Source organism: Halorubrum yunnanense (assembly GCF_026586675.1).
GTDB classification, from domain to species: domain Archaea; phylum Halobacteriota; class Halobacteria; order Halobacteriales; family Haloferacaceae; genus Halorubrum; species Halorubrum yunnanense.
Genome location: NZ_JAODIX010000001.1, coordinates 126,767 through 139,127 on the forward strand (window position 1 = coordinate 126,767; position 12,361 = coordinate 139,127).

The window sequence follows — 12,361 nt, forward strand, 5'->3', positions numbered from 1 at the left end:
GTCGGGTCGCCTGGTGACGGGCCCCTGCGTCGCGGACACGTCGTGTGACACGCTGAGCCACGGCGAGAAACGGACCGTCGAGATCGCCCTGGCGCTCGCCATCGAGCCGAACGTGTTCCTGATGGACGAGCCCACCGCGGGGATGAACCCGACGGAGGTCACCGAGATCGTCTCGCTGATCCGCGAGCTCGACGCGGACCTGGACGCCACGTTCGTCGTGACTGAGCACAACATGGACGTTGTCACCGACATCTCAGACCGGATCGTCGTGCTCGCCGAGGGGGCGATCCTCGCCGACGGGACGCCGGAAGACGTGCTGACGGACGACCGCGTGACTGAGGCGTACCTGGGAAGTGATAGCGTATGACGATACTCGACGTCGACGACATCGACACGTACTACGGGAACAGCCACGTCCTCCACGGGATCTCCCTCGAAATCGACGAGGGCGAAGTGGTGACGCTGCTCGGCCGCAACGGCGCCGGGAAGACGACGACGATGCGTTCCATCGTCGGCGCGTCGCCGCCCCGGTCCGGGTCGGTCACGTTCCGCGGCGAGGAGATCGCGGGCAAAACGCCCGACGAGATCAACGGGCTGGGGATATCGCTCGTCCCCGAGGACCGCCGGGTGTTCCCCACCCTGACGGTCCAGGAGAACCTCCGGCTCGCGTCTAACCTCGCGAGCGATCCCCGGCCCGTCGAGGAGATGTACGAGCTGTTTCCGGCGCTCGACCCGCTGCGAAAGAGCAAGGGGCAGAACCTCAGCGGCGGCGAACAGCAGATGGTGCCGGTCGCCCGCGCGCTGGTGCAGGCGCCCGACGTGCTGCTGCTCGACGAGCCGACCGAGGGGCTCGCACCGGTCATCGTCGACGACCTGAAGGAGATCGTTCAGACCGTCGTCGACGAGAACGTCACCGTCCTCCTGACCGAACAGAACGTGAACTTCGCGTTCGACCTGGCGGAACGAGGGTACATCATGGACACCGGACAGATCGTGTTCGACGGTACCGTCGAGGAGATACGCGACCGCGACGACCTCCTCGAAACCTACCTCTCCGTGGGGACCGCGGATGCCTGAGGAGCTCACGCTCCGTCCGTTCTTCTGGCGGGCGACCCGGCTGTTCCCGGAGACGGAGGTCGTCTCGCGCACCCACGGCGGGGTCGAGCGGTACACGTACGCCGACTTCGCCGACCGCGTCCGGCGGCTGGCGGCCGCGCTCGCGGAGCTGGGCGTCGAGCCCGGCAACCGGGTCGGGACGCTCGGCTGGAACACGCACCGGCACTTCGAGGCGTACTACGCGGTCCCCCTCTCGGGCGCGCAGCTCCACACGGTGAACCTCCTCTTACAGGACGACCACGTCGAGTACATCGTCAACGACGCCGCGGACGACGTGCTGATCGTCGACGAGGACGCCGTCGAGACCCTCGACCGGCTGTGGGACGACATCGACGGCGTCCGCGAGGTCGTCGTCATGGGCGAGTCGGCCCCGGAGACGGAGTCCGACCTGCCGCTCTCGGCGTTCGAGGAGCTGATCGCGGACGCCGACCCGGTGGAGTCGTGGCCGCCGCTCTCGGAGGACGATCCGGCCGGGATGTGCTACACCTCCGGGACGACGGGGAAGCCGAAGGGCGTCGAGTACACGCACAAGATGATCTACGCCCACGCGATGATGGTGATGACCCCCGCCGCGCTCGACATCGCCGAGGACGACGTAGTGATGCCGGTCGTTCCCATGTTTCACGTGAACTCGTGGGAGTTCCCCTACGCCGCGACGATGGCGGGGGCGAAACAGGTGTACCCGGGACCGTCGCCGGACCCGGCGGACCTCGTAGAGCTGATCGAGTCCGAAAACGTGACGCTCACCGCGGGCGTCCCCACCGTCTGGATCGACGTGCTCGACCACCTCGACGAGCACGGCGGCGACCTCTCCTCGCTGGAGCGCATCGTCGTCGGTGGGAGCGCGGCGCCCCGAGAGGTGATGCGCCGCTACGAGGATGAACACGACGTGACGATCGAGCACGCGTGGGGGATGACCGAGACGATGAGCATCGGCTCCGTCTCCCGCCCGACCTCGGGGATGGCCGATGCCGACCGCGAGGCGAAGCTCGACAAGCGGGCGAAACAGGGGCTGCTCTCGCCCGGCCTGGAGATGCGGGTCGTCGACGACGACGACGAGCCGGTCGTCTGGGACGGCGAGGCGTTCGGCGAGCTGCTCGTCCGCGGCCCCTCCGTCGTCGAGGAGTACTACGACCGCCCCGAGGCCAACGCGGCGGACTTTCTCCCCGCCGACGACGGCGGGGCGCGGTGGCTCCGCACGGGCGACATCGCCACCGTCGACGAGGACGGCTACGTGGAGGTCGTCGACCGCGCAAAGGACGTCATCAAGTCGGGCGGCGAGTGGATCTCCAGCATCGAGCTCGAGAACGCCCTGATGGCCCACGAGGACGTCGCCGAGGCGGTCGTGATTGCGGCCTCGCACGAGCGCTGGCAGGAGCGCCCGCTGGCGTTCGTCGTGCCCAAGGCGGGCCGCGAACTCGACGTCGAGGGGATCCGGGCGTTCCTCGCCGACGAGTTCCCGCGGTGGTGGCTCCCGGACGACGTTCGGTTCCGCGAGGAGATCCCGAAGACCGCGACCGGGAAATTCGACAAGAAGACGCTCCGGGAGACCGTCGACGAGCCGCCCCTGCCGTACGCGCCCGGAGAGGGGGGCGAGGAATGAGCGACACCTCGCCGACGCCGGACGACGCCCTCCCGGACCTCTCCGGGCGGGTCGCCGTCGTCACCGGCGGCGGTCGCGGGATCGGGAAGGCGATCGCGCTCGGGATGGCCGCCGCGGGGGCGACGGTCGTCCCCTCGGCGCGGACCGCGGCGGAGGTCGAGTCGGTCGCCGAGGAGGCCCGCGACCTCGGCGTCGAGGCGCGCGGGATCACCGCCGACGTGACCGACGACGGCGACGTGGACGCGCTCGTCAAGGAGACCGTCGACGCGTTCGGCTCGCTGGACGTCCTCGTCAACAACGCCGGCTTCAACCCCGGCGACGCGCTCGGCGACCCGACCGACGTCGAGAGCGACGCGGTCGACGACGTGCTGGACGTGAACCTGCGGGGAGCGTTCCGAACCCTCCGGGCCGCCGGTCCGCACCTGAAGGAAGCCGAGGGGAGTGTCGTCAACGTCGCCAGCGTCGCGGGCGAGGTCGGACTCCCGAAACAGCACCCGTACGTCGCCTCGAAGCACGGGCTCGTCGGGGTCACGAAGAGCGCGGCGATGGACTGGGCGCCGGACGTGCGGGTGAACGCGGTCGCCCCGGGTTACGTCGCGACCGACCTCACGGAGGCGCTCCAAGAGAACGAGGGGCTCCGGCAGTCGGTCCTCGACCGGACCCCCCTCGACCGGTTCGCCGACCCGATGGAGATCGCGGGCCCGGCCGTCTTCCTCGCGAGCGACGCGGCCAGCTTCGTCACCGGCGAGACGCTCGCCGTCGACGGCGGCTGGACGGCGCGGTGAGTTCAGAGTCGTTCGGTCTCGCCTTCGACGTACGCCAGCGTGCGCGCCGCGAGCGTGGGCACCTGCGCCTCCATCTTCGGGTACAGCGGGTCGTCGCTGTCGTCGCTTAGGTGCCGCGCCAGGAACATCTCCCCGAGCGCGGCCATCTTGTAGGCCGCGAGCGCCCGGTAGAATCGCTCGTGGGCGAACTTGCGACCCGTCGTCGCCTCGTAGCGCTCGACGAGCGCCCCGCGGGTCGGATACCCCTCTCGCGCGGTGAACGTCGACATCAGCTCGGGCATCGCCGGGTCCGGGTCGCCCTCGTCGTACCAGAACAGGAGCAGCCAGCCGAGGTCCGCGAGCGGGTCGCCGAGCGTCGACAGCTCCCAGTCGAAGACGGCGACGACCTCCGGCGGGGTCCCGGGGCCGTACATCACGTTGTCGAGCTTGAAGTCGCCGTGGACGAGCGTCTCGGCGTGCCCGTCGGGGACGTTGTTGGCGAGCCACTCCCCGACCGCGATCAGGTCCGGGACCTCCCTGACCGCCTCGGTGGTCTCGAAGGCCCACTCGAGTTGACCCGTCCAGCGCTCGACCTGTCGGGCCGTGTACCCCTCCGGACGACCGAACTCGCCGAGCCCGACCGCCTCGTAGTCGACCGCGTGGATCGCCGCCAGCGTGTCGACGAGCCCGGTGCCGACCCGCTCGCGGGCGGCCGGCGCCGCGAAGCGCTCCGGCTCCGTCTCCCTGAGCACGTCGCCGTCGGCGCGCTCCATGAGGTAGAAGTCGCTGCCGAGGACCGCGTGATCGTCGCAGGCCCGCAGGGTCTCGGGGACGGGGACGTCGGTGCCCCCGAGCGCGTCGACGACGCGGTGCTCCCGGAGCACGTCGTGGGCCGTGTCGGCCGTCTCTCCGGGGGGCGGTCGGCGGACCACCAGCTCGCGGTCGCCCCACGTGACGAACAGCGTCTCGTTGGAGTGCCCCTCGGCGTGTCGCTCGACCGCGAACGCGTCCGTCGGCCCGAACTCGGCGGTCAGATACGCCTCGAGCGCGTCGTCGTCGACCAGCCGGTTGAGGTAGTCGGGGTCGGTCACGGGCGATCCGCCCCCGCCCGGTCCGTCGCCGAGCGACTCACTGCCGTCTGGTCCTCCCCCGCTCGCCGGAGCTCCGAACGAATTTTACCGTTTACGGCATATTTGACTAACATTGTAAATCAATTTGCGATACAGAAGTGGTTAGACTCGGGATTTATAGCCTTTTGGGAGCGGATCGCCGGAACTACTATTTACATTGATAAACAAGCGTTGCTATGGAGTACGACGACATCGGTCGCGGGCCGGAGATCGCCGAGGCCGTCAGAGAGTTCGTCGACGAGACGGTGCTTCCGGTCGAACGGGAGTGCCTCGGCCGCGGACCGATCCCGCCGGCGGAGATCGAGGCGCTGCGCGACGCCGCGCGCGACGAGGGGGTCTACGCCCCGCAGGTCGACGAGGAGTACGGCGGGCTCGGGCTCGGCTTCCGCGAGATGCTGCCGGTGTTCGAGGAGGCGGGCCGGAGCCTGCTCGGGCCGACCGCGCTCCGGTGTGCGGCGCCCGACGAGGGGAACATGCACACCCTCGAGATCGCGGCCACCGACGAGCAGAAGGAGCGCTGGCTCCGGCCGCTGGCGGCCGGGGAGATCAATTCGGGCTTCGCGATGACCGAGCCCATGCAGGGCGGGGGGTCGGACCCGAAGATGCTCGCGACGACCGCCGAGAAGGACGGCGACGAGTGGGTCATCGACGGCCACAAGTGGTGGACGACCGGCGGCGTCGAGGCGGACGTGCTGTTGACGTTCGCCCGCACCGACCAGGAGGCGCACCCGTACGCCGGCTGTTCGGTCATCCTCGTGCCCGCCGACGCCGACGGCGTCGAGATCGTCCGGAACATCCCGCACCTCGGCGAGGGACTCGTCGGGACGACGCACGCCGAGATCCGGTTCGACGACGTCCGCGTGCCGGTCGAGAACACGCTCGGCGAGGAGAACGAGGGGTTCACGCTCGTCCAGCAGCGACTCGGGCCGGCCCGGCTCACGCACTGCATGCGCTACGCCGGGATGGCCGACCGCGCGCTCGACATCGCGACCGCCTACCTCTCGGAACGGGAGGGGTTCGGCGAGCCGCTCTCGGAGAAGCAGGGGCCGCGGTTCCGGATCGCCGACCGCCGCACCGAGCTCCACGCCGCCCGCACGATGGTCCGGCACGCCGCCGGGCGGATCGCTGACGGCCACGAGGCGCGCATCGAGGTGGCGATGGCGAAGACGTTCGCGGCGAACGTGACCCAGGAGGCGATCGACGACGCGCTCCAGTTCTGCGGCGGCAACGGGATCGCGTACGACCTGCCGATCGCGCGCTTCCACGAGAACGTCCGGCAGTTCCGCCTCGTCGACGGCGCCGACGAGGTCCACCGCCGGTCGATCGCTCGGGACGCCTTCGAGGACCCGCCGACCGAGGAGCTGGAGCCGGTCACGCGGTTCGGCGAGTTCGACTGAGCCGGCGGTCGACGGCGGGGGTCACTCGCCGTCGCCGTCCTCCTGGAACACCTCGAACAGCTCGGGGTCGGTCCCGAACTTGAGGACGTTCGTCACGACGGAGTTCCGGAGGTTGTTGATGAGCTCGCCGTGTTCCTTGTAGAACTCGTGGATCCACTTCGACTCCTGTTCGCGGTCCTCGAACATCATGATCGTCTTCCACTGGTAGTCGCCGTCGGAGAGGAAGTACATGAACGTGTGGCGGCTCGACCGGACGTGCTCGAGCGCGTCCCGCCAGTGCTCATCGAACCCCTCCGGATTGAACTGGAACTCGAACAGCGAAAAAAAGAGGTGCTCCTCGTTGGGGACCAGCGCCTCGCGGAACACCCCGTCGTCGCGCATCCGCCGGATCGACTCGTTGACGGTGACGTGAGAGACGTCGATGTCGTGCTCCTCGGCGAGGAGGTCGCGGAGTCCTCGGGAGGTGAGCTGCGGGTCTCGGGCGAGTTCCTGCAGGATGATCGTGTCCCGCTCGGAGAGGTTCCAGTCGGAGGTCGGCGGTTTCTCGGGCATGCTCTCCGTGGAGGTGGACGCGTCATGGTAATCAGTATTTGGACGGGCGAACACCTATTTATCCGACCGCGACCACGGGCCGTCAATGACCGCGTCACGCGCGCCGGGAGAGCCCGAAGTCCGGGAGTTCGAGGCGACGGTGGAGTCGATCGACGGCTGCGAGGTCGTCTTGAGCGAGACGTTCTTCTACGCCGAGTCCGGCGGCCAGCCGGCCGACAGGGGGACGATCGACGGCGTCCTCGTCGACGACGTGACCGAGCGCGACGGCCGGGTCGTGCACGCTCTCGCCGAGGAGCCCCCGGCGTCGCTCTCGGTCGGCGAGACGGTGTCGGCGATCGTCGACGACGCGTTCCGGACGTACTGCACCCGGGCGCACACCGCCTCGCACGTGCTGTACGGCGCCGCCCGCCGGACCTGCGAGGACCTCGGCTACGCCGGCTTCGACATCTCGGCGGAGAAGGTGCGCGTCGACCTGACGACGGCGACCCCCATCGACGACGCCGACCTCGTCGAACTCGAACGGCTCGCCAACCGGGTGGTGTGGGACTCGCTGCCCGTCTCGTGGGAGACGCTTCCGGAGAGCGAGGCCCGCGCGGTCGACGGGATCGCGTTCAACGCGAAGACCGAGGAGGGCGCGATGAGCGGGAGCGAGGCGGTCCGCGTCGTGACGATCGGCGGGGGCGACGCGGGCGACAAGGGCGACCCTGAAGAGGGCGACGCCGCGCCGGCCTGGGACGTCGCCGCCTGCGGCGGCACCCACGTCCGGAACACGAGCGAGATCGGCCCGGTCTCGGTGCTTGACCGCTCGAACCCCGGCGAGGGCGTCACCCGCGTCGAGTTCGCGGTCGGCCCGACGGCGATCGACCACGACGCCGCGGTCCACGCGGCCGCGCTCGACGCCGCGACGGGCCTCGACGCGCGGGTCAGCGACCTCCCCGACGCCGTCGATCGCCTCCGCGCCGAGGTCAACCGGGTGGAGGGAGAGCTTCGGGACGCCCGGACCGATCTGCTCGTCGCCCGACTCGGTGAGTTCCCGAGAACGGAAATCGGCGGATCGACGTGGGCGGTGGGCACGGTCGACGACGCCGACCCGAACGACCTGCGGGGGCCGGCAGAGAACGTTCTCGCGGGCGACGGTGAGGAGAGCGACGGCGACGCGAGCGACCGCGGTGCGGCCGGCGACGCCCCCGACGCGATCGCGGCGGTCGGTGCGGGCGACGCCCCGTTCGTGGTCGTGGCGGTCGCTGACGAGGCGGCCGGTGCGGGCGGGGGGGCACCCGACGCGGGGGAGATCGTGGACGCCGTCACCGACGAGTTCGGCGGCGGCGGGGGCGGCGGCCCGACGTTCGCCCAGGGCGGCGGGCTCGATGCCGACCCCGCCGCCGTCGTCGCGTGGCTCCGCGACAGATGACCGGTAAGATCGGGCCCGAGGCGCTCGCGGAGGTCCTCGCGGCGACCGGGGCCGACGACGCGGCGGTCGACGTGGGGGCCGCCTACGGCGAGGACGCGGCCGCGATCGATCTCTCCGGCGCGGAGTCGACGCTCGTCGTCGCCGTCGACCCGCTCTCGCTGGCGGCCGACGCCGTGGGCGAGTTCGCCGTCCACGTCGCCTGCAACGACGTGGCCGCGAGCGGCGCGGACCCGCGATGGCTCACGCACACGCTCTTCCTGCCCGACGGCGAGCCGGACCGCCTCCGGACCGTCACGGAGCAGGTGGACGCGACCGCGGACGACCTCGGAGTCGCGATCGTCGGCGGCCACACGGAGGTGTTGCCGTCGCTGGAGCGGCCCCTCTGCTCGATGACCGCGCTCGGGACGACTGACCGCCTCGTGTCGACCGCCGGGGCCGAGCCGGGGGACCGCCTCCTCCTCACGAAGGGCGCCGGTATCGAGGCGACCGCGATCCTCGCGACCGACTTCCGCGAGGAGTGCGCCGAGGCGGGTGTCTCGGCCGCAACGCTCGACGCGGCCGCCGGCTTCCTCGACGAGGTGAGCGTCGTCTCCGACGCAGCCGCCGTCCGCGACGCCGCGAGCGCCATGCATGACCCGACCGAGGGCGGCCTGCTGACCGCGCTCGTCGAGACCGCGAGCGCGAGCGGGACGGTCCTCGCGGCCGAGCGCGACCGGGTCCCGGTCCGACCCGAAACGCGGGCCTGCTGCGACGCGCTCGGCGTCGACCCGCTGGCGACGTTCGGTTCCGGGGCGCTGCTGGCGGCGATTCCCCCCGAGCGCGTCGGCGAGGCGACCGACGCGCTGGCGGCCGCGGAGATCGCTGTTGGCGAGATCGGCGAGGTCCGGGCGGCCGACGACGTTGAGGCCGCTGACGCCTCGGACGGTCTCGGCGCGGGGGCCGGCGCCGTCCTCCTCGATGGCGACCGGATCGAGGAGCCCCCCCGCGACGAGCTATACCCGCTCTGGGAGTGACCCCCACACCAACCGCTCACCTTTTTTCGTGTGGGATCGAACGCAGAGCCATGACTGGCGCACGCGTCGGCTCGTCGCTGACCGACGAACAGGAGGCGATCCGGGAGCTCGTCCGGGAGTTCGCGGTCGAGGAGCTCCGGCCCGGGGCCGCCGAGGCCGACGAGACCGAGTCGTTCCCGGAAGGCGCTTGGGACGGGCTCGCGGAGCTCGGGCTGACGGGGCTGACGGTCCCCGAGGCGTACGGCGGATTCGACGCCGACGAGACGACCTACGCGGTCGTCAACGAGGAGCTGGCGTACGGCCACCTCGCGGTCGCGACCGCGCTCTCCGTCCACTGCCTCGCGACCTCCTGTATCGCCGAGTTCGGGAGCGAGGCACAGCGGGAGCGCTGGCTCCCGGAGATGGCGGCCGAGGGACGCCCCGTCGGGATGTTCTGTCTCTCCGAGCCGCACGCGGGTTCGAACCCGGCGGAGATGTCGACGACCGCCGCGTACGACCCCGAGACCGACGAGTACGTGCTCAACGGTGAGAAGCAGTGGATCACGAACGGGCAGCGGGGCGGCGTGGCGATCGTCTTCGCGAAGGCCGACAGTGCGGACAAGGGGTCGATCACCCAGTTCCTCGTCCCGGCCGACACCGAGGGGTTCGAGGTCGGTGAGAAAGAGGAGAAGCTCGGGCTCCGCGCCTCCGACACGACCGGGATCAGCTTCGACGACTGTCGGGTCCCGGCCGAGAATCGGCTCACTGAGGAGGGGGAGGGGCTCTCGGCGGCGTTCCGGACCCTGACCGGCGGGCGGATCGGGATCGCGGCACAGGCGGTCGGGGTCGCGCAGGCCGCGCTCGACGAGGCGACGGCGTACGCCGCCGAGCGAGAGCAGTTCGACGAGCCGATCGCCGAGATCCAGACGGTGCGCCACAAGCTCGCGGAGATGGCGACGGACGTCTCCGCGGCCCGCCTGCTCGTCCGCGAGGCGTGCCGGCAGGCCGAGGCGGGCGAGGACAACCGCGTCGCGGCCTCGAAGGCGAAGTACCGCGCCAGCGAGGCGGCGATGTCCGTGACCAACGAGGCCGTCCAGATCCACGGCGGCTACGGCTACACGACCGACTTCGACGTGGAGCGCCTCTACCGCGACGCCAAGATCACGGAGATATACGAGGGGACCACGGAGATCCAGAAGACGATCATCGCTCGGGGGGTGTTGGGCGAGTGACGGGGGACGACGCCGCCGTGCCGAGCGTCGACGCCGACGGGAGCCTCGCGGGCTCCGACGCGATCGTCTACGACCTCGACGGGACCCTCGTCGAGCTCGCGGTCGACTGGGGCGCGGTCGCGGAGTCGGTTCTCGACGTCTACGCCGGACACGCGGTCAAACCGCCGACCGACGAGCTCTGGGGACTGCTGGAGGCGGCCGACGGGTACGGGATCGGCGACCCGGTCGAGGAGGCGATCGCGGTCCACGAGCGGTCCGGCGCGCGCGACTCGACGCTGCTCCCGCTCGGAGAGCGGTTGGTCGAGGGGGGCGACGGGGGGGCGGGCACGCCCCCGACCGGCGTCTGCTCGCTCAACTGCGAGGAGGCGTGTCGGGTCGCCGTCGACACCCACGGCCTCGGCGACGCGCTCGACCCGGACGCGATCGTCGGCCGCGACACCGCCGAGACGCACAAGCCGGACCCGGAGTCGCTGCTCGCGGCGGTCGATGCGCTCGGCGCGGCGCCCGAGGACGCGCTGTTCGTCGGGGACTCGCGGCGCGACGCGGTGACGGCGGAGCGCGCCGACGTCGCGTTCGCGTGGGCCTCGGACCTGATCTGACTACTCTCGGGTGCCGTCCTCGGCGCCGCCGCCCTCCTCGGCGCTCTCGCTTTCGTCGCCGTCGGTGTCGGCATCGGTGGCATCGCCGTCGCCGGTGTCGACATCCACGCCGTCGCCGTTTTCGTCTCGCTCGACCACGCCGTCGCCGTTTTCGTCTCGCTCGACCACGCCGTCGCCGTTTTCGTCTCGCTCGACCACGCCGTCGCCGTTTTCGTCTCGCTCGACCCCGCCGTCGCCGTTTTCGTCTCGCTCGACCCCGCCGTCGCCGGCCTCGGTGCGGCGCGCGTAGAGCGCGACGGCGACGGCGGTGACGAACCAGATCGGCGCGCCGACGCGGACCGCGAAGGCCGCGCGGGCCCCCCACGAGTCGAGGGTGACGAACGCGGAGAGGACCGCGACGACCGGGGCGCCGACGAGGATCGTGAGCACGAACGTCGTCTGCATCACCCAGCCGTAGTCGATCCCCTCGAACTCGGCCCGCTCGACAGGTTGCACGCCCTCGTCTCGGGCACCGAGGGGCAAATCGGTGGCGGTCGCGGGGCGGGTCGGGAGGCCACGACGTGACGAGGCGGAGTCGCCCTCCGAATCGGACGATTTTAACCGGTCGCGAGGGTGACTCCGGGTATGACCACGACGCGCGGACTCCGGGGCCGCGAGGCGCCGATCACGATGCTGACCGCGTACGACGCTACCACCGCGGCGGTCGTCGACGAGGCCGGAATCGACGTCGTCCTCGTCGGCGACAGCATGGGGAACACCGCCCTGGGCTACGACTCGACGCTCCCCGTGACGCTCGACGAGGTCGCGAGCCGGACCGGGGCGGTCGCCCGCGCGACCGAGGACGCGCTTGTCGTCGCCGACATGCCGTTCCTATCCTTCGGCGTCGAGGAGGCGGAGTCCGTGCGAAACGCCGGCCGACTGCTGAAGGAGGCCGACGCCGACGCGGTGAAGATCGAGAGCGGCCCCCACACGGTCGAGATGACGCGGCGCATGACCGAGGTCGGGATCCCCGTGATGGCGCACCTCGGCTTGACCCCCCAGCACGTCAACCAGTTGGGCGGGTACACGCGGCAGGGGACCGACCAGGACGCCGCCGAGGAGATCGTCGAGCTCGCCGGGGCGCACGCCGACGCCGGCGCGTTCGCGCTCGTGTTAGAGCACGTGCCCGCGAACCTCGCTGGCGCCGTGACGGAGGCGCTCGACATCCCGACGATCGGCATCGGCGCGGGCCCCGACTGCGACGGGCAGGTGCTCGTGATCGACGACGCGGTGGGGCTCGGCGAGTGGTCGCCGCCGTTCTCCCGCCAGTTCGGCGACGTGCGCGGTGAGATGCTCGGCGCGGTCGAGGGCTACCGCGAGGCCGTCGAGAGCGGCGAGTTCCCGGCCGACGAGCACTCGCACGTGGAGTCGGAGCTCGAGGACCTGTACTGAGTCGGATATTTACGAGCGAACGGCGGCGCTGCGGTGAACTCCTCCAAAGCCCCAGTCGAGAGGGCGGCGCACGCTCGTTGCGCTCCTCAGTCGCTCGTTTCACTCGCTCCCTCCGGTGCTTACGTCGCCTGCGC

11 protein-coding genes and 2 pseudogenes are annotated in these 12,361 nt (G+C 71.0%); 10 read left to right on the forward strand and 3 right to left on the reverse strand.

Features of this window, described 5'->3' with window-relative positions; genetic code table 11:
* Window positions 1-28: 28 nt before the first annotated feature.
* The 4 genes and pseudogenes from N5096_RS00710 to N5096_RS00725 all read left to right on the forward strand — a co-directional run.
* Window positions 29-367 (forward strand): annotated as a pseudogene (locus tag N5096_RS00710) (ABC transporter ATP-binding protein C-terminal domain-containing protein); the annotation flags it as partial.
* Window positions 364-1,077, forward strand: a complete 714-nt coding sequence (locus tag N5096_RS00715; RefSeq protein WP_267662427.1) for an ABC transporter ATP-binding protein — start codon at window positions 364-366, stop codon at window positions 1,075-1,077. The pseudogene N5096_RS00710 and the gene N5096_RS00715, both read left to right, overlap by 4 nt.
* Window positions 1,070-2,719, forward strand: a complete 1,650-nt coding sequence (locus tag N5096_RS00720; protein ID WP_267662428.1) for a long-chain fatty acid--CoA ligase — start codon at window positions 1,070-1,072, stop codon at window positions 2,717-2,719. Before N5096_RS00715 ends, N5096_RS00720 begins: the two co-directional genes overlap by 8 nt.
* Window positions 2,716-3,504 (forward strand): SDR family NAD(P)-dependent oxidoreductase, encoded by a 789-nt coding sequence (locus N5096_RS00725; RefSeq protein ID WP_267662429.1) that lies wholly within the window; start codon window positions 2,716-2,718, stop codon window positions 3,502-3,504. Before N5096_RS00720 ends, N5096_RS00725 begins: the two co-directional genes overlap by 4 nt.
* A gap of 2 nt (window positions 3,505-3,506) precedes the next feature.
* Here the strand turns inward: N5096_RS00725 and N5096_RS00730 are convergent, their stop codons facing one another.
* Window positions 3,507-4,574 carry a phosphotransferase family protein gene (locus N5096_RS00730; RefSeq protein ID WP_267662430.1) on the reverse strand — a complete coding sequence of 356 codons (1,068 nt, stop codon included), beginning with the start codon at window positions 4,572-4,574 and terminating at the stop codon, window positions 3,507-3,509.
* A 215-nt stretch (window positions 4,575-4,789) separates the two neighbouring features.
* Here N5096_RS00730 and N5096_RS00735 point away from each other — a divergent pair, with 215 nt between their 5' ends.
* Entirely contained in the window at window positions 4,790-6,010 is a 1,221-nt protein-coding gene (locus N5096_RS00735) for an acyl-CoA dehydrogenase family protein (protein WP_267662431.1), read from the forward strand.
* A gap of 21 nt (window positions 6,011-6,031) precedes the next feature.
* Here N5096_RS00735 and N5096_RS00740 read toward each other — a convergent pair whose 3' ends face one another.
* Window positions 6,032-6,562 (reverse strand): winged helix-turn-helix domain-containing protein, encoded by a 531-nt coding sequence (locus N5096_RS00740; protein ID WP_267662432.1) that lies wholly within the window; start codon window positions 6,560-6,562, stop codon window positions 6,032-6,034.
* An 85-nt stretch (window positions 6,563-6,647) separates the two neighbouring features.
* Between N5096_RS00740 and N5096_RS00745 the strand changes: the two genes are divergently transcribed.
* The 4 genes from N5096_RS00745 to N5096_RS00760 are packed head-to-tail and all read left to right on the forward strand — an operon-like array spanning window position 6,648 to window position 10,796.
* The gene (locus tag N5096_RS00745) at window positions 6,648-7,973 is read left to right on the forward strand and encodes an alanyl-tRNA editing protein (RefSeq protein WP_267662433.1); all 1,326 of its coding nucleotides are present in this window, start codon (window positions 6,648-6,650) and stop codon (window positions 7,971-7,973) included.
* Entirely contained in the window at window positions 7,970-8,986 is a 1,017-nt protein-coding gene (locus N5096_RS00750; RefSeq protein WP_267662434.1) for an AIR synthase family protein, read from the forward strand. The genes N5096_RS00745 and N5096_RS00750 overlap by 4 nt, the downstream gene beginning before the upstream one ends.
* Before the next feature lie 50 nt (window positions 8,987-9,036).
* Window positions 9,037-10,197, forward strand: a complete 1,161-nt coding sequence (locus N5096_RS00755; RefSeq protein WP_267662435.1) for an acyl-CoA dehydrogenase family protein — start codon at window positions 9,037-9,039, stop codon at window positions 10,195-10,197.
* A complete protein-coding gene (locus N5096_RS00760) occupies window positions 10,194-10,796 on the forward strand; it encodes an HAD family hydrolase (RefSeq protein ID WP_267662436.1) in 603 nt (200 codons plus the stop codon). The genes N5096_RS00755 and N5096_RS00760 overlap by 4 nt, the downstream gene beginning before the upstream one ends.
* A gap of 248 nt (window positions 10,797-11,044) precedes the next feature.
* Here N5096_RS00760 and N5096_RS00765 read toward each other — a convergent pair.
* A pseudogene (locus N5096_RS00765) lies at window positions 11,045-11,291 on the reverse strand (DUF5822 domain-containing protein); the annotation flags it as partial.
* Window positions 11,292-11,420: 129 nt separating this feature from the next.
* Between N5096_RS00765 and panB the strand changes: the two are divergent.
* Entirely contained in the window at window positions 11,421-12,227 is an 807-nt protein-coding gene (gene panB, locus N5096_RS00770) for a 3-methyl-2-oxobutanoate hydroxymethyltransferase (protein WP_267662437.1), read from the forward strand.
* The last annotated feature ends 134 nt before the right edge of the window (window positions 12,228-12,361 follow it).